Here is a 24366-nt window from a genome sequence, read left to right as displayed (position 1 = left end):
CCGGGCCGTCATACCGCCAGACGCATCGGGTCGAAGGAAAACAGGGAATCGAAAGGGTCGCTGCGGCGGCGGGCCGGCACGCCGCCCGCCGCCCGTTGCAGGAATGCGCTGGTGCGCTCGTTGCGCGGCGCGCCGAAGAGCTGCGCGGGCGGGCCGGACTCGACGATGCGGCCCGCCTCGGTGAAATACACGGTGTCGCTCACCTCCTCGGCAAAGCGCATCTCGTGCGTCACCAGCACGCAGGTCAACCCCTCGCTCACCAGGTCGCGGATGACGGTCAGCACCTCCCCCACCATCTCGGGATCCAGCGCCGAGGTCACCTCGTCGAACAGCATCAGCTCCGGCTCAAGCGCGAGCGCGCGGGCAATCGCCACGCGCTGCTGCTGGCCGCCCGAGAGCTCGCCGGGGTAGGCGCCCGCCTTGTGTTCCATGTGCACGCGGGCGAGCAGCGCGCGCGCGCGCGCCAGCGCCCGCGCACGGGGCACCCCGCCCACCTTGATCGGCGCGGCCACCAGGTTTTCCAGCACGCTCATATGGGGAAACAGGTTGTACTGCTGGAATACGAATCCCACGCGCTTGCGCAGCGCAATCAGGTCGCGTTCGCGCCGCAGGGCCTGTACGTCGACATCCCCTACGCGGATCCCGCCTTGTTGCGGTCGCAGCAATCCGGTGATGCAGCGCAGGATCGTGGACTTTCCCGACCCGGACGGGCCGATGATCGACACCGCCTCGCCACGCCGCACCGAGATGTCGATGCCGTTCAGGACGGGCGTGTCGCCGAACGCCAGGTGCACGTTGGACAGGTGGACGAGGGAATCAGTGTCGGGCATGGCGCCGCTCCAGGTAGCGCGTCAGGCGCGAAATGGGATAGCAGTAGGCGAAAAACAGCGCCAACAGCGTGAAATAGATGAGAATCGTGAAGTCGGTGCGCGCGACGGTATTGCTGGCCACGGTCGCGGTGTCGACGAGGTCGTGCACGCCCACGAGCGATGCGAGCGCCGTACTCATGGTGATGCTTGCGTACAGGTTCATCCACGGCGCCAGCATGCGGCGCAGGCACTGCGGCAGGATCACCATGCGGAATATCTGCGTGCGCGCGAAACCCAGCGAGTGCGCCGCCTCCCATTGCGCGGCCGGAATGGACTGCACCGCGCCGCGGAATATCTCCGCCACATTCGCCGACGCGGGCAGCGCCAAGCCGATAACCACCTTGATCCAGTCCGGAAACGGCAGCACCCAGCCCGCCACCGGCACTTCGAACGGAAAGACGTAGGTGGTGAAGTAAACGAGCACGAGAATCGGCGCGTTGCGGAACGCCAGAACATAGGCACGCGTCAGCGCACGCAGCGGCGAGAGCGAGATGGCGCCAACCACCAGCCCGAGCATCGTGCCCAGCGTCATCGCGAGCAGGCTGATCTGCACGTTCATCCCCAGTCCGCGCATCAGCGCGGGCCACCAATACCAGAGCCGCTCCACGGCCACCGGCGTGGTTCCCGAGGCCGTCCAGTAAAGGGCTGGCACAGCGAGGATCAGCAGCGTGATGAACCAGGGGTCCCGCGCCACGGCACGCAGCAGGGCCGCGGCCCCTGCCGTCCACCCGGAGCGCCCCAGCGGCGCCAGCGTCAGGTCATTGTCCATAGCCGGGCATCCTCAGCCGGTTCTCGAGCCAGCGGCCCGCCACGCTCACGACCCAGGTCAGGAGACCGAAATACAGCAGGATCAGAAGCAGGAGTTCCAGCACGTTGTCGCGTTGCGACCAGATCATGATCGACTCGTACGTCACATCGCCCACGGCGATCGCCGACGCGATGGCGGTCATCTTGACCAGGTCCACCAGATTGTTCACCAGGGCAGGCAAGGCAAAACGCAAGGCGAGCGGCAGTTGCACGCGCCACAGGATCTCCCCGCGCGAGAACGCCAGCGACCGCGCGGCTTCCAGCGTTACGCCTGGAACCGCTTCGATGCCCGCGCGCAGGGCCTCGGCATGAAAAACGGCCTTATGCAGCGCCACCACCAGAACCACCCACATAAAGGGGGTGATCGGATTGCCGCCCTCGAGCTTCTGCGAGATCAGCATGTTGAGCACGAGGAACGCGCAGTAGAGCTGAACCAGCGTTGGCGTGTTGCGCGTGAGTTCGACGAAGGCCGTGAGGGGCCGTGTGAGCCACGCCCGTCCGCTCGTGAGACCGGCGGCGATCAACACGCCGAACACGAGGCTCACGGGTATCGACGCAGCGCATAGCTGCAGGGTGACCCACAGGCCGCGGACAAACGCCACGCGTTCACCCGCATCCAGCACGAATGCGTAGTTCAGTCCGAATGGGCGGGCGAACGCCACCCACCCTTCGAGCAGTGACTCGGTCATGCGGCCTCCGGCGCAACCTGGCGTACGACCGTCGCCGGCCGCAGCGCCTTCACGGCCCGCGCGATCCGCTCCACCGCCAGCTCGAGTTGCGCGTCCGATGTGGCGAAGGACAGGCGGATATAGGGCGATAGCCCATACGCAGCGCCGCGCACCACGGCCACGCCCTCGGAATCCAGCAGCCAACCGGTGAAATCGCCGTCGTCGGCGATGACCTTGCCGTCGGGACGGGTCGCGCCGATCACGCCCTGCACGCCGATCCAGGCAAAGAAGGCGCCAGCCGGCGCGTGCACGTCCAGGCCGGGCACCGCCGACAGGCCCTGCGCCACCAGGCGCGCCCGGCGTCCATAGGCCGCGCGCGCCTCTGCCACGAACGCATCCGCCGCACCCGCCAGGGCGGCAAGCGCAACGGCCTGGCCTACCGAACTCGGTCCGGACGACACTTGAGACTGCACCGCCTCCAGCGCGGCGATAAGGCCGGCCGGGCCCGTTCCCCAACCGATCCGCCAGCCGGTCATGGCGTACGCCTTCGACACCCCATTGACCAGCAGCGTGCGCCCCTGGAAGTCGGGCGCCACGGTTAGCCAGTGCGCGGGGGGCTCACCGAACCAGACCTCTTCGTAAAGCTCGTCCCACAGTACCAGCACGTCCGGATGCTGGCGCAACACCGCCGCCAGCGCTGCGAGCTCGGCCGCGCTATAGACCGCGCCCGTCGGATTGGCGGGCGAGTTGAGGACCAGCCAGCGCGTGCGGGGCGACAGGGCCTGGCGCAGCCCGGCTGGCGTGAGCTTGAAGCCCTCTTGCGCGCGGGTCGGCACGATCACGGGCGTGCCGGCATTGATGCGCACGCTGTCCGGAAAGGTGGGCCAGTAAGGCGCGGGCACGATGACTTCGTCGCCCGGGTCCAGCGTGGCGTTGAACGCAAGGTAAATCACCTGCTTGCCGCCGTTGGAGACCAGCACGTCGCCGGCTTCGTAGCGCAGATCGTGACGCGCGCCATAGCCGCGCGCGACCGCCTCGCGCAGCGCCGACGTACCGGCGGTGGGCGTGTACTTGGTCTGGCCGGCCTGCAATGCGGCCACCGCTGCCTGCTTGAGCTCGGGCGGCGTGTCGAAATCAGGCTCGCCCGACGTGAGCGTGACGATGGAGCGCCCCTCGGCCCGCAGGCGCGCGGCCTGGGCGCTGGCCGCCGCGATGGGCGACACGTCGGCAGCGCGGGCACGTTGCGACAGCAAGGCAGGAAACAGGCTGGCAGTCATGGAATGGCTCCGGGACAGGTGCGGGGATCGATGCGGAATCAGGGCTTGGCGGATTCGGGCGGGGCGGCCTCGAATTCGCCGCGCTGCGCTTTCTCGCGCGCCTGGCGCAGATAGTCAGCCGGGACGTTCCACTTCTCGGCTTGTGTGACGAGCAGGCCGGTGCGGTGCCAGTCGCGGATCACGCCGTCGACGAAGGCGCGCGTGTCGGCTTCCCCGCGGCGCGTCCAGATGACGGTGGGCGACGGAATGAGCTGGTCCGGCGTGGCAAGCTCGAACGCCGTCCACTCCGAGGCGCTCTTGCCGTGCAGCGTTTCATAGAGCGCCGGCTGGATATGCACGGAGGCGTCGCAGGTGCCGCCCTTCAGGGCCAGCAGCGATTCGGGAATGTTGCGCAATCCCTTCACCACCGCGCCGTACGTCTCCTGCAAGGGCTTGGCGAAGTTGCTGCCTTGAGACACGCAGGCCACCTTGCCGCGCAGGTCTTCCCAGCGCTTGATTCCGCTCTTCTTCGAGACCATGGCCGCGCCGCCCACGAGGTTGTAGGGTGTGGGCGCATAGCTCAGGATCTCGCTGCGCTCCTGCGTCCACTGAATGTTGGCGATCAGCAGGTCGACCTTGCCCGCCTGCAGGAACTGCACCCGTGTCGAGGCGGTGACGGGCACCGTCTCCAGCGTCACGCCGAGCCGCCGCGCGATGTCCGCGCCGAGTTCGGCCTGAAAACCGCCCACCTTGCCGGTGGCCGGATCCAGCACGCCGAAAGGGGGGCTCGCCCCGTCCACGCCCACGACGAGCTTGCCGCGCTGGCGCACTTTTTCCAGAGTGGCATCGGCGTGCGCGGGCGCCGCCATGCAGAGTGCGGCTGCCGCGGCGGCCACCACGGCCACCATACGGTTCGAGGGGATAGAACGCAGCCCCATGCTCAGCTCCCCTTGACGGCCTTGTCGTGCAGCTCTTGCAGCAAGGGCTGCGGCGGCGTGATGCCCAGGCGCTGTTCGGTCTGGATGAGCCAGCCGCTGCGATGCCAGCCCTGGATCACCTTGTCGACGGCGGCGATGGTGTCCGCCTCGCCCTTGCGGGTCCAGACCACCGAGTTCGCCGGCAACACATCCGTCGCGATGGGCGCATGGAAGTCGGTCCACTCAGGGTTGTTCTTCAGTAGCGGATGGATGAGCGTGGAGTCGTGCACCGCCGCCACGCACAGGCCACCTTTGAGCGCCAGCAGCGAATCCGAGGAAGTCTTGTAGCCCTTCACGTCGGCGCCGTATTCGGCGGCCAGCGGCTTGGCGTAGCTCGATCCCTGCGACACGCATACGGGCTTGCCGCGCAGGTCTTCCCACCGCGCCACGCCGCTGTTCTTGCGCGTCGCAGCCGCGCCGCCCACGCGATAGAACGGCGTGGGCGCGTACCCGAGGATATCTGCGCGCTCGGGATTGAGCTCCATCGACGCGATCAGGAGATCGACTTTGCCAGAGATCAGGAACTGCACACGGGTCGGCGTCTGCACCTGCACCAGTTCCACTGGCACGCCGAGGTCTTCGCCCAGCTTGCGCGCCAGTTCGGGGTTCCATCCCACCAGTTGCTGCGTGGCGGGATCGAGCGAGCCGAACACGCCCCCGTTGGCCAGGACACCGATCGTCACCTTGCCGCGTTCACGGATCTTGTCCTGCGTGGCGTCGGCGTGGGCAAGCCCCATGCAGACGAGCAGGCCGAGAGCGGCGCCCGCACGCAGGGCAAAGCGGCGCGCATGGCGCGAGACGCGGCGTTGGAGTTCTTGTCGTGCCATAGGACCATCACCTTGATGAGTAGAGAAAGGCGGCGTTTCGCCAGCCGGAAAGTGCAGTCATCGTGCGTGTCGCCATGCCTGCTGGCAAAGAAGCCTTTCAACTATGGATATGAGACTGGGCCACCCAACCCGCCGCCGCTCGCCCCTGTTGCGATTCCGACTTTGCATATGCGCTTTGCTTCGTAGCCGGTGAACGCGGGCCGCCGCTACGATCGGCCCATCCTCGCTTCACGACCGCCATGTCATCGACCGCTTCCCCTTCCCGCTTCTCGCGCCTGCCCGCCCTGGGGCGCACCGCCGCGCGCGCCCTGCTGCATGCGCTTCCCACGGTGGCCGGGGTGATCCTCCTGAGCTTCTTCCTGATGCAGGCCGTGCCCGGGGACGCGGCGGACGTCATCGCGGCGGAGTCCGGCTCGGCCACGGCCGACAGCATGGCCGCCACACGCCGGCACTTCGGGCTGGACCTGCCCGTGCTGCAACAGCTCGGCAACTATCTGCAGCACCTCGTGCGGCTCGATCTCGGCCTCTCGCCTCGCTACAACACCCCCGTCGTGGACCTGATCGCGAGCCGCATCGGCAACACGGCGTTGCTCATGAGCACGGCGCTGGCCGCCGCGCTGATCGCCGGCGTCATGCTCGGCACGGTGATGGCCTCGTTCGTGGGTCGTTGGCCGGATCGGGTCCTGTCGCTCGCCGCGCTGCTGCTGTACTCGACGCCCGGGTTCTGGCTCGGCCTCATGGCCATCATCCTGCTGTCGGTGCATCTGGGCTGGCTGCCGCCCGGCGGCGTCAGCACCCTGGGCACCGATGAGACCGGACTCGCGCACGTGCTGGACGTGGCGCGCCACCTGGTCCTGCCGACGCTGGCGCTTGCCGGCTTCTACGTCGCCATCTTTTCGCGCCTCACCCGCGCCGCCATGCTCGAAGTGAGCCGCCAGGACTTCGTGCGCACCGCCCGCGCGAAAGGTGCCGCGCCGCTGCGAGTCACGCTGCGCCATGTGTTGCGCAATGCGCTCATGCCCGTACTCACCGTCGCGGGCCTGAACTTCGGCACCCTGCTCGGCGGCGCGGTCGTGGTGGAGACCGTGTTCAGTTGGCCCGGCCTCGGCCGGCTCGCCTACGAGTCCGTGATGGCGCGCGATTACGTGGTGCTGATGGGCATCCTGATCCTGTCGTCGCTGCTGGTGATCGTGGCGAACATCGTCGTCGACCTGGCCCAGGCCGCGCTCGACCCCCGCGTGCGGGCGCGTTGAGCCGCGCGCTCCGCCCTTCGCCGATTCTCCGATCCTTGCCCCACCCCGCCCCCGCATGACGACGTCCTCCCTGCCCCATCCCGCCGCCTGGCGTGCCAGCACGCTCGGCCGATTTCTTGCCAACCCTGCCGCGCTGGCCGGCCTCGTGCTTCTCGCCGTGATCGCGGCAGCGGCGCTGGGCGCGCCCTGGCTCTTTCCCCACGACCCGCTGGACATGGTGGGCACGCCGCTGTTGTGGCCCAGTCAAGACCCCGAGTTCCCGCTCGGCACGGACACGATGGGACGTGACGTGGCGGCCGGTCTGGCCCATGGGGCGCGCGTCTCGCTGCTCGTGGGCCTGGCCGCGGCCGCCCTGTCGCTGACGATCGGCGTCAGCGTCGGCGCCGCGGCGGGCTATTTCGGTGGCTGGGCAGATCGCGTGCTTGTGCGGCTCACGGAACTGTTCCAGACCATTCCATCATTCCTGCTCGTGATCGTGATCGTGGCTATTGCCCAGCCCTCCGTGGGCGTGATCGCGCTGGCGATCGGTGTCTCGTCATGGCCCGTCGTCGCGCGCCTCGTCCGCGCGGAGTTCCGTTCCCTGGTCCATGCCGAATTCGTGCAGGCGGCGCGAGCCCAGGGCTATGGGCATCTGCGCATCGTCCTGGCAGAAATCCTGCCCAATGCGCTGCCCCCAATCATCGTGACCACCTCTGTGCTGGTGGCCAACGCCATCCTTATGGAGTCGGCGCTGTCGTTCATGAGCCTGGGCGATCCCAACGTGGTCTCATGGGGCAGCATGATCGGCGATGCGCGCGAGATGCTGCGCACCGCTTGGTACCTCGCAGCGCTGCCGGGGCTGTCCATCGTCGCAACCGTGCTCGCACTCAATCTGCTGGGCGACGCGGCGAACGACGCCTTCAATCCCCGGCTGGCGCGCTGATCGGAGTTCTGCCCGCATGTCCACGCTTTCCTCCCCCCTGGCGTCGTCCACGCCCCTGCTTTCCGTGCGCGACCTGAACGTGCGATTTTCCGTACCGGGCGGCGTCCACCACGCCGTGCGCGGCCTGGATTTCGATCTTGCCGCCGGACAGACCCTGGCGCTGGTCGGCGAGTCCGGCTGCGGCAAATCCACCACGGCGCTCGCACTGATGCGACTGCTCGCGCCGGGCGCCGCAGTGGCGGGATCGGTGCGCCTCGACGGCGAGGAGCTCACGGCCCTGCCGGAGCCCGCGTTCCGGCGATTGCGCGGGCGCGAGATCGCCATGATCTTCCAGGAGCCCATGACCTCGCTGAACCCCGTACACACCATCGGGCAGCAGATTGCCGAGGCCATCCGGTGCCACGAGGACGTGCCCAAGGCGCAACTCGACGCACGGGTCATCGCGCTGCTGGAACGCGTGCGCATCCCGCGCGCGGCCCAGCGCGTGCACGACTATCCGCACCAGTTGTCGGGCGGACAGCGCCAGCGCGTCATGATCGCGATGGCAATCGCGTGCGGCCCCCGGCTGCTCGTGGCCGACGAGCCCACGACTGCGCTCGACGTGACGGTGCAGGCGCAGGTCCTATCCCTGCTCGACAGCCTTCGACAGGAACTCGGCATGGCGCTGCTCCTGATCACGCACGACCTGGGCGTGGTGCGCGAGCGCGCCGATCAGGTCATCGTGATGCACGACGGTATCGCCGTGGAACGCGCGCCTGTCGAACGCCTCTACGCGGCGCCGGCGCACCCCTACACCCGCGGCCTGCTGGCCGCGTCCCTGCATGCGGGCGCGTCTGCACGCACCGAGCTCGCGCGCGGCGGCGGCCGCCTTCCTGAGATCCGCGTGCAGCGGGATGCGCAAGGCATCGCACGTCATTTCGAGGTCGTGCGGCCCGAGCCCGTGCGCATCTCGCGAACCATCCCGGCCGATGCCCCGCCCCTGCTCGCGGTGCACGACCTGCAGACCCGCTATCCCGGTCCGCGCGGTGCGGTCACGGCCGTCGACGGCGTGGATTTCGACATCCTGCCTGGCGAAACGCTCGGACTCGTGGGCGAATCTGGCTGCGGCAAATCCACGCTGTCGCGCACGCTGCTGCGCCTGACGCCGGCACATGCCGGCACGGTCCGATTCGATGGCACCGACCTGTTGGCCCTGAGCGAGCGCGCGCTCAAACCGTGGCGCCGCCACGTGCAGATGGTGTTCCAGGATCCGTATGCATCGCTCAACCCCCGGCACACCGTCGGCAGTATCCTCGGGGCGGTGCAGCAAGCGCATGGCGTGCGCGACCGACACGAGCGTGCCGCGCGCACCGAAGCGATACTGCGCCAGGTCGGACTGCCCGCCGACGCCGCGCGGCGCTACCCCAATCAGTTCTCGGGCGGACAGCGCCAGCGCATCGGCATCGCGCGAGCGCTGATCGCCCGCCCACGCCTGCTCGTACTGGACGAGCCCGTCTCCGCGCTGGACGTCTCGGTCCAGGCACAGATCCTCAACCTGCTGTCCGATCTCAAGGCCGAGCTAGGGTTGAGCTATCTCTTCATCTCGCACGATCTGTCGGTGATCAGGTACTTCTGCGACCGCGTGCTGGTAATGCAGGCCGGCCGCATCGTCGACCGCGGCACGCCCGACGCGCTGTGGCAATCGCCAAGCCACCCCTACACGCGCGAGCTGCTGGCATCGGTACCCGGCGGCGACGGGACTGGCATCCTGTCCGACACCACGCCTCAGCGTCTACGCGCCTGAGCCCTCGAGAGGGCGATGACCACGCGGCCCACGGTCTTCAGTACAAACAAGGCCGTAAGCGGCGTCGTGGCCAACGCGGCGCGCTGTTGTGGGCGTACCGCGGCGTGAACGCCTCGGCCCTTATTTCAAAGCCACGCCCGTGCCGGACAGCACACGCCGATAGGTCGCGATATCCTCTGACACAGTCCGGTCGACGTCCTGCGGCGGCGTCGCGGCCAGCGTGAAGCCCAGGTTCTCGAGCAAGGCTGCGGTCTTCGGCTCGCGCAGCACCGCCACGACGTCGCGGTTGATGCGGTCGATCACCGCCTTGGGCGTGCCGGCCGGCGCGGACAGGCCCTGCCAGCTCTCCACCTCGTAGTCCTTCAACCCAGCTTCCTGCAAGGTCGGCACGTCGGGTAGCGCCTTGGACCGGTATGTCGTCGTGACCGCCAGGGCCACGAGTTTTCCGCTTCGCACGTTCTCGGTCGCGGCGGCCAGTGTGATCAGCATCGCGTCCACGTGTCCGCCCAGCACATCGAGCGACGCCGGCCCCCCGCCCGGATACGGAATCTGGTTGGTCTTGGCGCCGATCCGCTCGTTGAGCAATTCAACGGCCAGGTGCTGCAGGCTGCCCGTGCCGCCCGGCAACGCCAGCGTGATCTCGCCGGGGCGCTTTCGCACGAGTTCCGCGAACTCCTGGAACGTCTTCACGCCCAGCCCGGGCCGTACCACCAGCAACTGGGGATTGGTCACGGCCTTGGTGACGCCCACGAGATCGCGCTCGGGATCGTAGGCCCGCGTGTCTTGCAGCGCATTGAGCGACAGGGCGTCGCCGCTGAGCAGCAAGGTATAGCCGTCTGGCTTGGCATGCGCAACCGCTGCGTTGCCGATCGCGCTGCTGGCGCCTGGCTGGTTCTCGACCACGACGCTCTGCTGCCATCTCTCTCCCAGGCGCTGCGCCACCGTGCGCGCCAGCTTGTCCGCGCTGCCGCCCGCCGCCACCGGCACGATGATCTTGACGGGGCGGTTCGGATAGCGCGCGGCTTCCTCGGTGGCCACGGGCGCGGCGCCCGATCCGGACCAAAGCGCGAGCCCGGCGGCAACGGCGATCGCGGCGCCCAGGCCGCTCTTCAAAAAGGTCTTGCGGTTCATGAGACTTCTCCTGCTTCAAACCAATTCGGGTTGGATCGCGTCCTGGCCGACGCCCTGACTCAAGCCTTGCCTGGCAAGGCCGTCGGCCGCAGGCGCGCCGCTGTCGTCGTGCGCCGCAAAGCGCCCGCCCGCCACGGCGACCGACTCGCGGCCGTCCACGCCGACCGGCACTTCGCCTGCCAGCGTGATGCGATAGAGCACACGTTCGCGATCGAGATAGGCGAAATCGCCGGGGCCCTGGTGCGCAGTAGCGCGGTTGTCCCAAAAGGCGATGCTGCCCGGCGCCCAACGAAAGCGGGCAACGTACTCGGGCTGCGTGATCGCCTCGAAGAACAGATTCAGCACGTGCCGCGACTCGACTTCGCTCAGGCCCAGGATGCGGCGCGTGAAGCCGGGGTTCACGAACAGCGCGCGCTCGCCGGTCTCGGGCAGCACCCGTACCACCGGATGATCCGCCACACGCGGCTCGGCACGGACGCGTTGCGCGTACACCGTCTCGTTGTCGAAGTCGCCGTTGTAGCCCCCGAACTGATGGCGTGCCCACAGCCCATCGGCCAGCGCCTGGAGGGCGGGCGACAGATGGCGGTAGGCCGCGACGAGGTTCGTGAACAGCGTGTCACCGCCATAAGGCGGCACCTGGTCACCCGCGCGCAGGATGGAGGCGGACGGCGGATTGACCACGCCGGTCACGTCGGTGTGCCAGCGCTCGCCTCGACGGCCGCTGGTCGATGCCGATGAAATCGTGCGGATCTGGGGATACCCTTCCGGTGGGTTGGCATCGTACGGGTGCGCGCTGGTCGGCTGGCCGAAATGACGCGCGAACTCCAGGTGCTGCGCGTGATCGATATGTTGGTCGCGAAAGAACACGACCTTCCAGCGGTCGAGCGCGGCGCGGATGGCCGCCACGAGCGCCGGCGTGAGCGGCTCGCGCAGATCCACCCCATATATTTCCGCGCCGGTGAAGACCGAAAGCGGCCTTATGTCCAGAAGCGCGGGGCGTACCGCTGCTTCCTGTGTGCGACTGTTGTGACTGCCCATGCTGCACCTCAATGGTGAGTTGTCATGCGGGCAGGATAGGATCGGGCCGCGCACCGGACAAAATACCGATGCGCAATGTCGTCATGACCTCGCGGGGTCACAACGCGCAAAGCCAGCATTCACGCAGCACAACGCCGCATTCTCGGAAACCGGATATCGATATGCAGCCCATATCACTGCCGCCCGCCGCGCGGTTCGCCACGGGTGCCGCCACGGCTCAACTGCAGGACGCCGATCTGATCGTCACCGCCGCGTAGGCGATGGCGCACGCGAGCTGCACCGCCAGCTCGGTCTTCTGATCCCAGGCCTGTCCGCGGCGTGCCTTTCGGGCTACGTGCGCAGGAAGCTTGGCGGCGCCAGAGCCGCCTTGTAGGACTGGTGGTTGCCCTTTGGAACACCAGAACGAGGAATGGCAAGCTTCTTTTGACGCAGCGGATCCCGGCCCGCCCCAATATGTAACAGCGCCCCTTCCCCCCTTGAACCTCAGAACATCATCCCTATAATTAGCACTCGACACCGGTGAGTGCTAACACCTCCCGGGGCAAACCGACCATTCACTTACTTTTAGTTAACAGGAGTTCCTCATGGCCTTGCGTCCCCTGGGCGATCGCGTGATCGTCAAACGCCTCGAAAACGAGCGCAAGACTGCCTCCGGCATCGTCATCCCCGACAGCGCCGCCGAAAAGCCCGACCAAGGTGAAGTCGTGGCCGTCGGCCCCGGCAAGAAGACCGAAGATGGCAAGATCCTGCCGGTTGACCTGAAGGCTGGTGACAAGGTTCTGTTCGGCAAGTACGCCGGCCAGTCCGTGAAGGTTGATGGCGAAGAACTGCTCGTCATCCGCGAGGACGAAATCCTCGCCGTGGTCCAGTAAACCCCGCCTCAAACGAATTTTCGAAGGAAGCTAAAACATGGCTGCCAAGCAAGTATTGTTCGGTGATGACGCCCGCGTGCGCATCGTCCGTGGCGTGAACGTTCTCGCCAACGCTGTCAAGACCACCCTGGGCCCCAAGGGTCGCAACGTCGTGCTGGAGCGCTCGTTCGGCGCCCCGACCGTGACCAAGGACGGCGTGTCCGTCGCCAAGGAAATCGAACTGAAGGACAAGTTCGAAAACATCGGCGCCCAACTCGTCAAGGACGTCGCGTCCAAGACCTCCGACAACGCCGGTGACGGCACCACGACCGCCACCGTGCTGGCCCAGGCCATCGTTCAGGAAGGCCTGAAGTACGTTGCCGCCGGTTTCAACCCGATCGACCTGAAGCGCGGCATCGACAAGGCTGTCGCCGCTGCCGTCGCCGAACTGCAAAAGCAATCCAAGCCGGTCACGACCAGCAAGGAAATCGCCCAAGTCGGTTCCATCTCGGCCAACAGCGATTCCTCCATCGGCCAGATCATCGCTGACGCGATGGACAAGGTTGGCAAGGAAGGCGTCATCACCGTCGAAGACGGCAAGTCGCTGGAAAACGAGCTGGACGTCGTCGAAGGCATGCAATTCGACCGCGGCTACCTGTCGCCCTACTTCATCAACAACCCGGACAAGCAAGTCGCCGTCCTGGAAGACCCGTATGTCCTGATCTTCGACAAGAAGATCAGCAACATCCGCGACCTGCTGCCCGTGCTGGAACAAGTCGCCAAGTCGAGCCGTCCCCTGCTGATCATCGCGGAAGACGTCGAAGGCGAAGCGCTGGCCACCCTGGTTGTGAACAACATCCGTGGCATCCTGAAGACCACCGCCGTCAAGGCGCCTGGATTCGGCGACCGCCGCAAGGCCATGCTGGAAGACATCGCCATCCTGACGGGCGGCACGGTGATCTCCGAAGAAACCGGCATGTCGCTGGAAAAGGCCACGCTGGCTGAGCTGGGCCAAGCCAAGCGCATCGAAGTGGGCAAGGAAAACACCACGGTCATCGACGGCGCTGGCGACAGCAAGTCCATCGAAGCCCGCGTCAAGCAAGTGCGCGTGCAGATCGAAGAAGCCACGTCCGACTACGACCGTGAAAAGCTGCAAGAACGCGTGGCCAAGCTGGCCGGCGGCGTTGCCGTGATTCGCGTTGGCGCTGCCACCGAAGTCGAAATGAAGGAAAAGAAGGCTCGCGTCGAAGACGCCCTGCACGCCACCCGCGCTGCAGTGGAAGAAGGCGTTGTGGCTGGTGGCGGCGTTGCGCTGCTGCGCGCCAAGCAAGCCATCGCTGACCTGAAGGGCGACACGCCTGACCAGAACGCCGGCATCAAGCTGATCCTGCGCGCTGTGGAAGAGCCCCTGCGCACCATCGTCACGAATGCCGGCGAAGAAGCCAGCGTCGTGGTCAGCAACGTGCTGAACGGCAAGGGCAACTACGGCTACAACGCCGCGACCGGCGAGTACACCGACCTGGTCGAGCAAGGCGTGCTGGATCCCACCAAGGTGACCCGCACCGCCCTGCAAAACGCTGCCTCCGTCGCCAGCCTGCTGCTGACGGCCGAAGCCGCCGTTGTTGAACTGGCTGAAGACAAGCCCGCTGCTCCGGCCATGCCCGGCGGCATGGGCGGCATGGGCGGCATGGACTTCTAAGTCCCGCTGTTCTTGCAAGGCCTCCCCGGCTTCGGCCGGGGAATGCAGTATCCAAAAACCCCCGGTCCTTCGCCCCGGGGGTTTTTCTTTTTGAGGCCCGGAAACGGTGCCCGAAACTTTGCGTGTTGTTTCAGTAGCGGCAAATTTTCCGGCGTTTGAAAACGTTTGCCAACAATCTGGCCGTATCTGGGCTTGTACGCGTCCCTACAATGAAGGCTCGCCCTACCGAGACATTGCCCCATGCGATTGCCCAGAACCGTTCTGCAAGTACTGCGACCCTCACAGATCGGCGGTTTGCTGATGGACTCCGCCAAGCAATGGTCGAGCCATCGCGCCTCCAGCAAGGGCGCAGCGCTGGCGTTGTACATGGTGTTTTCGCTGGCCCCGATGCTGCTGCTGGTGATCGCGGTGGCGGGCGCGTTCTTTGGCGAAGAGGCCGTGCGGTCCGAGTTGTTTGCGCAGTTGCGCGACTTGATCGGCGAGCGCGGCGCCGAGGTGATCCAGACGGTACTTGCCAGCGCACACGAATCCGGCAGCGGCTGGATAGCGGCCATGGTCTCGATCGGCGTGCTGATCTTCAGCGCCACCACCGCCTTTGCGGAATTGCAGGCCAGCCTGGATGAATTGTGGGAAGTGCGGGCCAATCAGAAAAGCGGCATAAAGGGCCTGGTGCGAAGCCGCCTGCTGTCGTTCGGGCTGGTGCTGGTGCTGGCGCTGTTCCTGCTGGTGTCCCTGACCGTGAACGCAGGCTTGGCGGCTGCGCGGGGCATCTATGGCTCGCTCTGGGCCAGCTCGACCTTCTCGATTGTGGCGGAGTGGGCGTCCAACCTGTTTTCGTTTTCCGTGGTGGCAGCGCTGTTTGCCGTGATCTTCAAGCTGCTGCCCAGCGCCAGGATCTCGTGGCCGGACGTCATCCCGGGCGCCGTCGTGACGGCCGCCCTGTTCCTGCTGGGCAAGTGGGGCATCGGGCTGTATTTGAGCCGCGGCGCCGCGGTGTCCGCTTACGGCGCGGCGGGTTCGCTGATCGCGCTGCTGCTGTGGATCTGGTATTCCGCGCAGATCTTCTTCTTTGGCGCCGTTTTTACGCGCCAATTTGCGTTGCGCTTTGGAAAGGTGGAACGGCCTTCGCAACCGTCTGCTCAAACGCCCCCGCCTGCGGCAGTACCCAAAAGCGAGAGCTGACCCGCTTCAATACCGGCGGCGGCAGCGTCAAGGCGCGGGCGGGGTTTCCAAACCTGCCATCAGACGCAGGCACTGAAGGAACACAGGCCGCAATTCCTCCGGGATGGGAGCCAGCACCTGCGCCTCGACCTCAGCGTCTCGCGGCAGAATGCGTGCGAGCAGCGCCGCCCCTTCCGGCGTGATTTCCAGCGCATAGGCGCGTCCATCCTCCACCGACCGCGTGCGGCGCACGTACCCCTTCTTCGTCATACGCGCGATCATTTCCGCAAAAGAATTGCGGTCCAGCGCGATCAACTCGGCGATGCGGTTCTGCGTCGCGCCGGGATTCTGATAGACCGTGACCAGCAACGCCTTCTGGCGCGGGGTCAGATCCTCGTCCGGAAACGCCTGTGTGAACAGCGCCTCGGCCCGGAAATGGGCGCGGCGCAGCAGGTGGGACGCCACGTGCGTCAGGTCGAATTCCTTCAGGGTCCGGGCGGAAGCCGGGCGGGCGAATCGGGAAGCGGCGGTCATCTGGCGTCCATGGAATGTGCCTGGCGATTGTAGGCGCAGCCGTTCTCGCAAATGCGCATTGACTTGGATTCGCCCACTGCCTAATATCCGCCAATATAGTACGTATACGTATTTATCTGAACCGCCCTAACTGACTTCACGGGAACGACGCCGATGCCGACTCGCCAACTGCGCAACTACCTGGACGGCCGCTTCGAAGACGGCGCGTCCACCTTTGACAAACATAGCCCGGTGGATGGGCAACTGATCGCGGAGGTCCATGAAGCCAGCCGCGATCAAGTCGACCGCGCGGTCATCGCGGCGCGGCGCGCCCTGCCCGCCTGGGCGGCGCTGCCCGTGGCGGCGCGCACCGATTACTTGCTGTCGCTGGCAGACGGCATCGAGCGCCGGTTCGACGACTTCCTGCAGGCCGAGATCGGCGACACCGGCAAGCCCATCGGCTGGGCCGGCAAGATCGACATCCCGCGCGGCGCGGCCAATTTCCGCACCTTCGCGGAACTGGCGCGCACGCTGGACATGGAAAGCTACATGACCGACACGCCCGACGGCCGCCAGGCGTTGAACTACGCCTACCGCAAGCCGCTCGGCGTGGTCGGCGTGATTTCGCCCTGGAACCTGCCGCTCTTGCTGCTGACCTGGAAAGTCGCGCCCGCGCTGGCCTTTGGCAATACGGTCATCATGAAGCCGTCCGAAGTCACGCCGTCCACCGCCACCCTGCTGGCGGAAGTCGCGCACGACGCCGGCTTGCCGCCCGGCGTCCTGAACCTGACGCACGGCTTCGGCCCAAATTCGGCCGGCGAATTCATGACCACGCATCCCGACATCGACGGCATCACCTTCACCGGCGAATCCTCCACCGGCGCCGCCATCATGCGCGCCGTGGCGCCCGGCGTAAAACCCCTGTCCTTCGAACTCGGCGGCAAGAACGCCGCGCTGGTCTTCGCCGATGCCGACTTCGACGCGGCGGTAGACGGCGTCACGCGTTCGGTCTTCGCCAACTGCGGGCAGGTCTGCCTGTGCACCGAGCGCGTCTACGTCGAGCGCCCGATCTACGACCGCTTCGTCGCCGCGCTGGCGGAACGCGCGCGCGCCCTGCGAATCGGCTGGCCGCTGGACCCCGACACCGAGATGGGACCGCTCGTCTCGCGCGAGCACCGCGAAAAAGTGCTGTCGTACTTCGCCCTCGCCCGTGAGGAAGGCGCCACCGTCGTCACCGGCGGCGGCATACCCGTCTTCGGCGACGCGCGCGACGAAGGCGCCTACGTGCAGCCCACCATCTGGACCGGCCTGCCCGAAGGCGCCCGCTGCATCAAGGAAGAAGTCTTCGGCCCCGTCTGCCACATCGCCCCCTTCGACACCGAGGACGAAGCTATCCGCCTGGCCAACGACACCCGCTACGGCCTCGCTGCCGCCGTCTGGACCCAGAACCTCACGCGCGGCCACCGCGTCGCCCAGGCCATGCAGGTCGGCCTTGCGTGGGTCAACTGCTGGTTCCTGCGCGACTTGCGCACGCCGTTCGGCGGCAGCGGCCTGTCCGGCATCGGTCGCGAAGGCGGACGCCACTCGCTGCACTTCTACACCGAACCCACCAACGTTTGCATCAAGCTCTGACACCTATACACAAGGACCGCACGATGAACCAGCCCACCGCCAGCGCCACCGTTGTCCCCAGCAAGGCCACGCCCCGCGGCAAGTATCCCCACATCAAACGCGCCGGCGACTTCCTGTACGTCTCCGGCACCAGCTCGCGCCTGCCCGACAACCGAATCGCTGGGGCCGAAGTCGACGCCATGGGCACCACCACGCTAGACATCCGAGAACAAACCCGCGCCGTAATCGAGAACATCCGCGACATCCTCGCCACCGCCGGCGCCACGCTTGCCGACGTCGTCGAGATCAGCACTTTCCTGGTCAACATGAACGACTTCGGTGGATACAATCAGGTCTACGGCGAGTTCTTCGACGCCGACGGTCCGGCGCGCACCACGGGTGCGGTGCACCAGTTGCCGCACCCGCATTTGCTGATCGAAATAAAGGCCGTAGCCTACAAGCCCGCCGCCCGCTAGCCGATCCCCGGCGATCCGGACAGCGCACCATGGGCGGCGGCATGTCGGACTCACCCAGGGAACAGGACCATCGTCCGCGGCCACGCGCCGGGGCGGCCGCACGGATGTCGAACTTCCGCATAACGCCCAACGCGCTGAGCCACAAGCTCAAGCTGCACCAGCTTCAGATCTTCGAACGCGTCCTGGCGCGCCGCTCGCTATCGCGCGCCGCCAGCGAACTGCACCTGACGCAACCCACCGTCACCAAGGCCATCCACGACCTCGAAGCCTTCTTCGGCTCAACGCTGTTCGAACGCTCCAACCGCGGCGTCACACCCACCGAACTTGCCCTCGTGCTGGGCAGGCGCGTACACGCCATGATGGCCGAAGTGCGCTACATGGCCGACGACATCGACGCTGTTCTTGGCGGCGCCAGCGGTCACGTCGTCGTCGGCACCTTGATTGCCGCCTCCGCCAAACTCCTGCCCGAAGCCATCGCTCGCCTCATGACCGAACACCCCGGCATCCAGGTCACCGTCCGCGAAGGCCCCTCCGCGCAATTGCTGCCCGCGCTCGCCACCGGCGACGTGGATATCGTCGTCGGCCGCCTGCCCGGCGCCGACATGGCTTCGATCTCCGGCGTCGCTGTCGATCATCACAAGCTCTACCACGAAGACCTGTGTTTGGTCGTCGGCGCCCGTCACCCGATGGCTTGTGCAACCGACGTCGCGTTGGCGAACCTGATGGATCACATCTGGATCCTGCCCGCGCCGACGTCGCCGCTGCGAGCGTCGATAGAACGCACGTTCTTTGACGCCGGATTGCGTTTGCCTGTCCGGCATGTCGAGTCGCTGTCCTTGCTGACCAACATCGGCGTGCTGATGCATAGCGACGCGCTGGCGCTCATCCCCTATGACGCTGCGGCGCAGTTTCTTTCGATGGGCATCCTGGCCCGATTGCCTACGAATGTGTTTGGCGCGTTTGGCGACGTGGGGTATTCGATCAGAGCTGATCGTCCACTGACGCCTGCATGTCAGCGGCTGGTGGATTACTTGAAGCAGATTACGAGGGAGCGGCTAGCGCCCGCGGAAGATCCGTCGACCGGCGTCTAAGACTGGAGCCGCGCGATGGCTGATGAAGACCGAGCTTCGTAGGCCGGTGTCAGACACCGGGGAGGCGTCGGCTCAGTGCGGCAGGGCAATGCTGGGGTGTCAGACACCTTACGTATGCGACACCGATGCACTCCTAAGCGCAACCACACGCGAAGCGTCATCACGACGACGCAAGACGCTGCGTAAGCCCCACCAGGCCGCCAAGCTGAATTCATCGCAGCCGGGTGCGGCGTCGGCCTGGGGTGCGCGGGGCGTGTAGATGCGCCCGAGGGAAACCGAAGGGAGCCGAAGGCGGACGAGATTCTATGGTCTTGGTCAAGCAATTGCCGGTCGCAATTTCTCTGGATCAAAGGGTTGGCCTATTCGCCATACCGCGTACGCGATCCGCAAGAGTTTGCGGGCGATTATGACCAAGGCCGCAGTCGAGGCCAGCCCTCGAGCCCTGAGCATGGCGTAGTAATCCTTGAATTGTTCCGTGCGCGCCGCTGAGCTGGCCGCGTTGTAGAGCAATGTCCTCGCGGCTTTATCGCCCTGCTTGCTTAGCCGGCGCCGGCCAACTTTTCTTCCGGATTCGTTCGGCCTCGGATCCAGGCCACAGAAGGCGACCGCCGCATCGCTGCTGGCAAAGTCGATCCGGCTGAACAAGCTCGTCAGGGCAACGCCGGTTATCGGTCCTATGCCGCATATGCCGGTGAGCAGACCGTATGTCTTGGCCCAGTCACTCTGGGCCTTGATCTTGGCAATCATTTCCCGTTCGAGCTGCTCTGACCACGCCGTCAAACTTGCGAGAGCCTTCTTCTGATGGCTGCTTACGCGACCATGTCGCTGAGCCGACAATCGCAAAAATGAGCCCACACGGACCACCGTCGATCTCAGCGCCTGAAGTGCTCTGACTTCCTGCAATTCTGGAGATATCGGTTCGTAACGATGCAGTTTTTTGTGATGCTGCGCGATGTATTGCGCGATGACGGCGGCATCCAGTCGATCTGTCTTGCCGCGGTTCCCCAAAGAGATGGCGTAATGATGGACGTGGGTCGGATTAAGGACATAAACCTCAAATCCGCGCTCATGCGCCGTACGGGCCAGGAGCTCTTGATAGCCTCCTGTCGCTTCCATGGCGATCACACTAGTGGCCGGCAGACGCTTTAACCAGCCCACGATGCTGGAGCGATTGTTGGGCAAGACGCAAGTCCGCTGGGGTAGCCACGCCTCGGGCGTTACCTTGCGATCAATCGGCGGTCTCGGCCGCTAGATTCCTTATCGACACGTGAGGCGAGGTGGGATGCTCTCGTAGTGGCAGTCCGGGTGCAACCGGCTGATGGTTGAGGACGTCCCTTACCTCAGCGCCTTTCTTCTTCGAAAGACGCATCCACACCATACAAGAATGAGGATGGGGGGGCCGCCTAGGCCAGTCCGGAGCGAAGGCTCCGGACCGCAATCGTAGCCCCGCGCACCCCAGGCCGACGACGCGCCCGGCGCCTTAAGAACCAGCCCCCCCCCAAAAGAAAACAAGGGAAACCCCGCGATAGATAACCCGCATATCCACCCCCACAATTTCTATTGTGCAGCCCCCCACTCGCCCGCCTAGACTCTCCCTCATCAAGCGACACCCACGGAGTTCCTCATGCCTGCCTACGGCCCGCCGTTGAATTTCCAGCGCTGGATCCAAGACCACGCTCATCTGCTGAAGCCCCCCGTCGGCAACCAGCAAATCTGGCAGGACAGCGACTTCATCGTCACCGTCGTCGGCGGTCCCAATCACCGCACCGACTATCACGACGATCCGCTTGAGGAATTCTTCTATCAAGTCCGCGGCAACGCCTGGCTCTCCCTGTGGATCGACGGCAAACCCGAACGCGTCGACCTGAAGGAAGGCGACATCTTCCTCTTGCCCCCGCACGTCCGCCACTCCCCCCAGCGCCCCGAAACCGACAGCGCCTGTCTCGTCATCGAACGCCAGCGCCACCAAGGCCTGCTCGACGGATTCGAGTGGTACTGCCCACATTGCGGCCACCTCGTGCATCGCGTCGAAGTCCAGCTCAAAAGCATCGTCACCGACCTGCCTCCCCTCTTCCAGGCCTTCTACGAAAGCCAGGAAAAACGCACCTGCCCCGGCTGCGGCGAAATCCATCCGGGCAAGGGCCAAGCCCCGACCGCGCAGCCCACACCCGCCCAGGCATCCAATTAGATGATCCAGAAAATCGACATGCACGCGCACTTCTTCCCGCCGATCACCCGGCAGGAAGCCGCCGCGCTTGACCCCGCCAACGCGCCCTGGCTGCGTCCGGACGACAACGGTTCCACCGGCCAGATCATGGCAGGCGACCATCCGTTCCGCCCCGTCGATGCCACCCTCTGGGACCCCGCGCTGCGCATCGAACAGATGGACCGTCACGGCGTCGATGTCCAGATCCTGTGCGCCACGCCCATCATGTTCGGCTACACCTACCCCGCGCAGGCTGCCGCCGATTGGGCCGCGCGCATGAACGATCTTGCGCTCGAACATTGCGCCCACGCGCCCACGCGCCTCAAATCCCTGGCCCAGGTCCCCCTGCAAGACCTCGACCTCGCCTGCCGCGAAGCATCGCGGTCACGCGCGGCCGGCCACCTGGGCGTGCAGATCGGCAACCACGTCGGCCCGCGCGACCTTGACGACGACACGCTTGTCCAGTTCCTCGTCCACTGCGCCAACGACGACATTCCCGTCCTCGTCCATCCGTGGGACATGATGACCGACGGCCGCATGAAGAAATGGATGCTGCCGTGGCTCGTCGCCATGCCCGCAGAAACCCAGCTCGGCATTCTGTCCCTGATCCTGTCCGGCGCCTTCGAACGCATTCCCCGCAGCCTAAAGCTGTGCTTCGCTCACGGCGGCGGCAGCTTTGCGTACCTGCTCGGCAGAGTCGACAACGCCTGGCGCCATCGCGACATCGTCCGCGAAGACTGCCCGCATCCGCCCTCCTCGTACACCGACCGCTTCTACACCGACAGCGCCGTCTTCGACCCCCGCTCCCTGCGTCTGCTCATTGACGTCATGGGCGAAGACCGCGTCCTGCTCGGCTCCGACTATCCCTATCCCTTGGGCGAGCAAGAAGTCGGCAAGCTCGTCACGCACGCCGACCTCGTGCCCGGCGTGCAGCAGAAGATTTTGTTCCGCAACACGATGACCTTCTTTGGCTTGCAGGCGCAGCAATGACACGCGCTGCAGTGAACCAACGCGCCAGCGAATCCACGCCACCGCGCGCATCACATCCACGACCGTGACACACGGCATAGCAAGGGGAATCACCATGAAACGCATCCATACGCTGGCCGCCGCCGCGGTGCTCGGGCTGTCGCTGAACGCGGCCGCGCAAGCCGACGTCAAGATCGGCCTGCTGACCACGCTGACCGGCCCCGGCTCCGTGCTCGGCCAGGACCAGCTCGACGGCTTCATGCTCGCCGTCGAACAAGGAGGCGGCAAGCTCGGCGGCGTGGCCGTGCAGGTCATCAAGGAAGACGACCAGTTCAAGCCTGAAGTCGGCGTCCAGGCCGCGCGCAAGCTCGTGCAAAGCGACAAGGTGCCCATCATCACCGGCGTCGTCTACTCCAATGTCATGCTCGCCGTCGTGCGGCCCGTGACCAGCGCCGGCGTCTTCCTGGTTGGCTCCAACGCCGGTCCCACCAACCTCGCCGGCAAGGACTGTTCGCCGTATTTCTTCTCCACGTCCTGGAACAACACCCAGCGCCACGAAGGCAGCGGCGAAATGGCCAACCAGATGGGCTTCAAGAAGGTCTATCTGCTGGCCCCCAATTACCAGGCCGGCAAGGACGCCATGGCCGGCTTCAAGCGCTTCTACAAGGGCGATGTCGTCAACGAAGTATTCACGCAGGTCAACCAGCCCGACTATTCCGTCGAACTGGCCGCGCTGGCCGACGCCAAGCCCGACGCCGCCTACGTGTTCTTTCCCGGCGGCATGGGGGTGAACTTCATCAAGCAGTATCGCCAGGCAGGGCTCTTCGGCAAGATCCCGCTGCTGTCGGTGGACACCATCGACGGCGCCACGTTGCCCGCGTTGCAAAAGGACGCGCTGGGCGCCGTGACCAACGTGCCGTATTCGCCCGACCTGGACAACGCCGCCAACAAGGCCTTCGCTGAAGCGTTCCGCCAGAAATACGGCCGCGAGCCGTCCAGCTACGCCGCGCAGTCCTATGACGCCGCCCAGTTGATCGGCTCGGCGCTCAAGAAGACGGGCGGCAAGACCGACGACAAGGACGCGTTGCGCAAGGCCCTGGAAGCCGCCGACTTCCAATCGGTGCGCGGCGAGTTCCGCTATCAGCCCAACCACTTCCCCGTGGCCGGATTCTTCCGGGCAGACGTGGCCGAGAACGCCGACGGCAAGGTCGCGTTTGTCAACAAGGGCCCCATCTTCCCCGACCTGTCCAAGGTCTCCGACCAGTACGCCGCCCAGTGCGTCATGAAGTGAAGCGGGCGGCCCAGCCGGCCGCCAGCAAGGGGGTGTAGCCATGTCCACGACGCTGCTGCTGGTGCAGGCCTTGAACGGCCTGCAACTCGGCATCCTGCTGTTTCTGCTGGCCGCCGGTCTGACACTGGTGTTCGGCATCATGAATTTCATCAACCTGGCGCACGGGTCGCTGTACATGATGGGTGCGTTCATCGCGGCCACCGTGTTCCGGCACACCGGCTCGTTCCTGCTGGCCGCCGCTGCGGTCGTCGCGGGCATGGCCGTGCTGGGGCTGCTGCTGGACCGGATCGCGCTGGCGCGGCTATATCCGCGCGATCACCTGGACCAGGTGCTGGCCACGTTCGGTTTCATCCTGTTTTTCAACGAGCTCACCCGCATTCTGTGGGGACCCGCGCCGATCAGCATGGGGCTGCCGTCCTGGCTGTCCGGCACCATCGACATCCTGGGCGTCACGTATCCGCTGTACCGGTTTCTCATCATCGTGGTCGGGCTGGTGGTCGCGGCGGGGTGTTACCTGCTCATCCATCGCACTCGGCTCGGCATGCTGATCCGCGCCGGGTCCACCGACCGCATGATGGTCGGCGCGCTGGGTGTGAACATCGCGCGCCTGAACACGCTGCTGTTCGTGCTGGGCGCCGTGCTGGCGGGCCTGGCCGGGCTGATGGCCGGCCCCATCCTGTCCGCGCAGACCGGCATGGGCGAACCCATCCTGATCCTGACGCTGGTGGTCATCGTGATCGGCGGCATCGGCTCCGTGCGCGGCGCATTCCTGGCCGCGTTGATGGTCGGGCTGATCGACACGCTGGGACGCGCGCTGCTGCCGACGCTGCTGCGCGCCGCCCTGCCCCCGGCTGCGGCCAATGCCGCAGGCCCCGCCATCGCGTCGATGCTGATCTACATCGTCATGGCGCTGGTGCTGGCGATGCGGCCGCAGGGCCTCTTTCCTGTCAGGCACGGATAAGGACGC

Annotated in this window: 23 protein-coding genes; 13 read left to right on the top strand and 10 right to left on the bottom strand. The window is 66.0% G+C overall.

Annotated elements, in window-relative coordinates:
• Nucleotides 1-8: 8 nt before the first annotated feature.
• Genes HV786_RS20490 through HV786_RS20465 form a run of 6 tightly spaced genes read right to left on the bottom strand, consistent with a single transcriptional unit; the run spans nt 9 to nt 5404 of the window.
• A complete protein-coding gene (locus HV786_RS20490) occupies nt 9-830 on the bottom strand; it encodes an amino acid ABC transporter ATP-binding protein (RefSeq protein ID WP_175211687.1) in 822 nt (273 codons plus the stop codon).
• Nucleotides 817-1638 (bottom strand): amino acid ABC transporter permease, encoded by an 822-nt coding sequence (locus HV786_RS20485; protein WP_128830191.1) that lies wholly within the window; start codon nt 1636-1638, stop codon nt 817-819. The genes HV786_RS20490 and HV786_RS20485 overlap by 14 nt, the downstream gene beginning before the upstream one ends.
• Nucleotides 1628-2365 carry an amino acid ABC transporter permease gene (locus tag HV786_RS20480; protein WP_128830190.1) on the bottom strand — a complete coding sequence of 246 codons (738 nt, stop codon included), beginning with the start codon at nt 2363-2365 and terminating at the stop codon, nt 1628-1630. Before HV786_RS20480 ends, HV786_RS20485 begins: the two co-directional genes overlap by 11 nt.
• Complete coding sequence (locus HV786_RS20475; protein WP_175211685.1) at nt 2362-3621, bottom strand: aminotransferase class I/II-fold pyridoxal phosphate-dependent enzyme; 1260 nt, start codon at nt 3619-3621, stop codon at nt 2362-2364. Before HV786_RS20475 ends, HV786_RS20480 begins: the two co-directional genes overlap by 4 nt.
• Before the next feature lie 38 nt (nt 3622-3659).
• Entirely contained in the window at nt 3660-4538 is an 879-nt protein-coding gene (locus HV786_RS20470) for a transporter substrate-binding domain-containing protein (protein ID WP_128828302.1), read from the bottom strand.
• Between the two features lie 2 nt (nt 4539-4540).
• The gene (locus tag HV786_RS20465; protein WP_420809648.1) at nt 4541-5404 is read right to left on the bottom strand and encodes a transporter substrate-binding domain-containing protein; all 864 of its coding nucleotides are present in this window, start codon (nt 5402-5404) and stop codon (nt 4541-4543) included.
• Nucleotides 5405-5643: 239 nt separating this feature from the next.
• Between HV786_RS20465 and HV786_RS20460 the strand changes: the two genes are divergently transcribed.
• Genes HV786_RS20460 through HV786_RS20450 form a run of 3 tightly spaced genes read left to right on the top strand, consistent with a single transcriptional unit; the run spans nt 5644 to nt 9362 of the window.
• Nucleotides 5644-6657 (top strand): ABC transporter permease, encoded by a 1014-nt coding sequence (locus HV786_RS20460; RefSeq protein WP_128828301.1) that lies wholly within the window; start codon nt 5644-5646, stop codon nt 6655-6657.
• A 55-nt stretch (nt 6658-6712) separates the two neighbouring features.
• Nucleotides 6713-7579 (top strand): ABC transporter permease, encoded by an 867-nt coding sequence (locus HV786_RS20455; RefSeq protein WP_128828300.1) that lies wholly within the window; start codon nt 6713-6715, stop codon nt 7577-7579.
• 16 nt (nt 7580-7595) lie between these two features.
• A complete protein-coding gene (locus HV786_RS20450; protein ID WP_128828299.1) occupies nt 7596-9362 on the top strand; it encodes an ABC transporter ATP-binding protein in 1767 nt (588 codons plus the stop codon).
• A gap of 120 nt (nt 9363-9482) precedes the next feature.
• Here HV786_RS20450 and HV786_RS20445 read toward each other — a convergent pair whose 3' ends face one another.
• Both HV786_RS20445 and HV786_RS20440 read right to left on the bottom strand, forming a co-directional pair.
• On the bottom strand, nt 9483-10493 hold the full coding sequence (locus HV786_RS20445) for a tripartite tricarboxylate transporter substrate binding protein (RefSeq protein WP_128828298.1): 1011 nt from the start codon (nt 10491-10493) through the stop codon (nt 9483-9485).
• Between the two features lie 15 nt (nt 10494-10508).
• Nucleotides 10509-11531, bottom strand: coding sequence for a TauD/TfdA dioxygenase family protein (locus HV786_RS20440; protein WP_175211683.1), 1023 nt, complete (start codon nt 11529-11531; stop codon nt 10509-10511).
• A 584-nt stretch (nt 11532-12115) separates the two neighbouring features.
• On the opposite strand from HV786_RS20440, the gene groES reads away from it, so the two are divergent.
• The 3 genes from groES to HV786_RS20425 all read left to right on the top strand — a co-directional run bounded on the left by groES (nt 12116) and on the right by HV786_RS20425 (nt 15263).
• On the top strand, nt 12116-12403 hold the full coding sequence (groES, locus tag HV786_RS20435) for a co-chaperone GroES (protein ID WP_006221616.1): 288 nt from the start codon (nt 12116-12118) through the stop codon (nt 12401-12403).
• Between the two features lie 37 nt (nt 12404-12440).
• Nucleotides 12441-14081, top strand: a complete 1641-nt coding sequence (gene groL, locus HV786_RS20430; RefSeq protein WP_056325479.1) for a chaperonin GroEL — start codon at nt 12441-12443, stop codon at nt 14079-14081.
• A gap of 240 nt (nt 14082-14321) precedes the next feature.
• Complete coding sequence (locus HV786_RS20425) at nt 14322-15263, top strand: YihY/virulence factor BrkB family protein (protein ID WP_128828928.1); 942 nt, start codon at nt 14322-14324, stop codon at nt 15261-15263.
• A gap of 27 nt (nt 15264-15290) precedes the next feature.
• Here the strand turns inward: HV786_RS20425 and HV786_RS20420 are convergent, their stop codons facing one another.
• The gene (locus HV786_RS20420; protein ID WP_128828929.1) at nt 15291-15776 is read right to left on the bottom strand and encodes a MarR family winged helix-turn-helix transcriptional regulator; all 486 of its coding nucleotides are present in this window, start codon (nt 15774-15776) and stop codon (nt 15291-15293) included.
• Nucleotides 15777-15929: 153 nt separating this feature from the next.
• Here HV786_RS20420 and HV786_RS20415 point away from each other — a divergent pair, with 153 nt between their 5' ends.
• The 3 genes from HV786_RS20415 to HV786_RS20405 all read left to right on the top strand — a co-directional run bounded on the left by HV786_RS20415 (nt 15930) and on the right by HV786_RS20405 (nt 18933).
• The gene (locus tag HV786_RS20415) at nt 15930-17387 is read left to right on the top strand and encodes a 2-hydroxymuconic semialdehyde dehydrogenase (RefSeq protein ID WP_128828930.1); all 1458 of its coding nucleotides are present in this window, start codon (nt 15930-15932) and stop codon (nt 17385-17387) included.
• A gap of 23 nt (nt 17388-17410) precedes the next feature.
• On the top strand, nt 17411-17842 hold the full coding sequence (locus HV786_RS20410; protein WP_175211674.1) for a RidA family protein: 432 nt from the start codon (nt 17411-17413) through the stop codon (nt 17840-17842).
• Nucleotides 17843-17946: 104 nt separating this feature from the next.
• Nucleotides 17947-18933 (top strand): LysR substrate-binding domain-containing protein, encoded by a 987-nt coding sequence (locus HV786_RS20405; protein WP_252870229.1) that lies wholly within the window; start codon nt 17947-17949, stop codon nt 18931-18933.
• Nucleotides 18934-19248: 315 nt separating this feature from the next.
• On the opposite strand, the gene HV786_RS20400 is transcribed toward HV786_RS20405, so the two are convergent.
• Nucleotides 19249-20115: an IS110 family RNA-guided transposase gene (locus HV786_RS20400; RefSeq protein WP_252870230.1), complete on the bottom strand. Its 867-nt coding sequence runs from the start codon at nt 20113-20115 to the stop codon at nt 19249-19251.
• A 442-nt stretch (nt 20116-20557) separates the two neighbouring features.
• Between HV786_RS20400 and HV786_RS20395 the strand changes: the two genes are divergently transcribed.
• The 4 genes from HV786_RS20395 to HV786_RS20380 all read left to right on the top strand — a co-directional run bounded on the left by HV786_RS20395 (nt 20558) and on the right by HV786_RS20380 (nt 24360).
• Nucleotides 20558-21121, top strand: a complete 564-nt coding sequence (locus tag HV786_RS20395) for a 3-hydroxyanthranilate 3,4-dioxygenase (protein WP_128828933.1) — start codon at nt 20558-20560, stop codon at nt 21119-21121.
• On the top strand, nt 21122-22129 hold the full coding sequence (locus HV786_RS20390) for an amidohydrolase family protein (protein ID WP_128828934.1): 1008 nt from the start codon (nt 21122-21124) through the stop codon (nt 22127-22129).
• 94 nt (nt 22130-22223) lie between these two features.
• Nucleotides 22224-23399 carry an ABC transporter substrate-binding protein gene (locus HV786_RS20385; RefSeq protein ID WP_056558788.1) on the top strand — a complete coding sequence of 392 codons (1176 nt, stop codon included), beginning with the start codon at nt 22224-22226 and terminating at the stop codon, nt 23397-23399.
• 40 nt (nt 23400-23439) lie between these two features.
• Nucleotides 23440-24360: a branched-chain amino acid ABC transporter permease gene (locus HV786_RS20380; RefSeq protein ID WP_175211672.1), complete on the top strand. Its 921-nt coding sequence runs from the start codon at nt 23440-23442 to the stop codon at nt 24358-24360.
• Nucleotides 24361-24366: the final 6 nt, after the last annotated feature.

It is taken from the genome of Achromobacter mucicolens, assembly GCF_902859725.1.
GTDB lineage: Bacteria > Pseudomonadota > Gammaproteobacteria > Burkholderiales > Burkholderiaceae_B > Achromobacter > Achromobacter mucicolens.
Note: the sequence above shows the minus strand (reverse complement) of the source record. Positions and strands in the feature narration are given on the sequence as shown.

Bases quoted from the DNA above. Each gene is read 5' to 3' on its own strand.
- HV786_RS20450 (WP_128828299.1), top strand. From the start codon at position 7,596: ATGTCCACGCTTTCCTCCCCCCTGGCGTCGTCCACGCCCCTGCTTTCC.
- HV786_RS20410 (WP_175211674.1), top strand. From the start codon at position 17,411: ATGAACCAGCCCACCGCCAGCGCCACCGTTGTCCCCAGCAAGGCCACG.
- HV786_RS20465 (WP_420809648.1), bottom strand. From the start codon at position 5,404: ATGGCACGACAAGAACTCCAACGCCGCGTCTCGCGCCATGCGCGCCGC.
- HV786_RS20480 (WP_128830190.1), bottom strand. From the start codon at position 2,365: ATGACCGAGTCACTGCTCGAAGGGTGGGTGGCGTTCGCCCGCCCATTC.
- HV786_RS20415 (WP_128828930.1), top strand. From the start codon at position 15,930: ATGCCGACTCGCCAACTGCGCAACTACCTGGACGGCCGCTTCGAAGAC.
- HV786_RS20390 (WP_128828934.1), top strand. From the start codon at position 21,122: ATGATCCAGAAAATCGACATGCACGCGCACTTCTTCCCGCCGATCACC.
- HV786_RS20425 (WP_128828928.1), top strand. From the start codon at position 14,322: ATGCGATTGCCCAGAACCGTTCTGCAAGTACTGCGACCCTCACAGATC.
- HV786_RS20460 (WP_128828301.1), top strand. From the start codon at position 5,644: ATGTCATCGACCGCTTCCCCTTCCCGCTTCTCGCGCCTGCCCGCCCTG.
- HV786_RS20470 (WP_128828302.1), bottom strand. From the start codon at position 4,538: ATGGGGCTGCGTTCTATCCCCTCGAACCGTATGGTGGCCGTGGTGGCC.
- HV786_RS20440 (WP_175211683.1), bottom strand. From the start codon at position 11,531: ATGGGCAGTCACAACAGTCGCACACAGGAAGCAGCGGTACGCCCCGCG.
- HV786_RS20490 (WP_175211687.1), bottom strand. From the start codon at position 830: ATGCCCGACACTGATTCCCTCGTCCACCTGTCCAACGTGCACCTGGCG.
- HV786_RS20405 (WP_252870229.1), top strand. From the start codon at position 17,947: ATGTCGAACTTCCGCATAACGCCCAACGCGCTGAGCCACAAGCTCAAG.
- HV786_RS20395 (WP_128828933.1), top strand. From the start codon at position 20,558: ATGCCTGCCTACGGCCCGCCGTTGAATTTCCAGCGCTGGATCCAAGAC.
- HV786_RS20445 (WP_128828298.1), bottom strand. From the start codon at position 10,493: ATGAACCGCAAGACCTTTTTGAAGAGCGGCCTGGGCGCCGCGATCGCC.
- groES (WP_006221616.1), top strand. From the start codon at position 12,116: ATGGCCTTGCGTCCCCTGGGCGATCGCGTGATCGTCAAACGCCTCGAA.
- HV786_RS20475 (WP_175211685.1), bottom strand. From the start codon at position 3,621: ATGACTGCCAGCCTGTTTCCTGCCTTGCTGTCGCAACGTGCCCGCGCT.
- HV786_RS20385 (WP_056558788.1), top strand. From the start codon at position 22,224: ATGAAACGCATCCATACGCTGGCCGCCGCCGCGGTGCTCGGGCTGTCG.
- HV786_RS20485 (WP_128830191.1), bottom strand. From the start codon at position 1,638: ATGGACAATGACCTGACGCTGGCGCCGCTGGGGCGCTCCGGGTGGACG.
- groL (WP_056325479.1), top strand. From the start codon at position 12,441: ATGGCTGCCAAGCAAGTATTGTTCGGTGATGACGCCCGCGTGCGCATC.
- HV786_RS20380 (WP_175211672.1), top strand. From the start codon at position 23,440: ATGTCCACGACGCTGCTGCTGGTGCAGGCCTTGAACGGCCTGCAACTC.
- HV786_RS20455 (WP_128828300.1), top strand. From the start codon at position 6,713: ATGACGACGTCCTCCCTGCCCCATCCCGCCGCCTGGCGTGCCAGCACG.
- HV786_RS20420 (WP_128828929.1), bottom strand. From the start codon at position 15,776: ATGACCGCCGCTTCCCGATTCGCCCGCCCGGCTTCCGCCCGGACCCTG.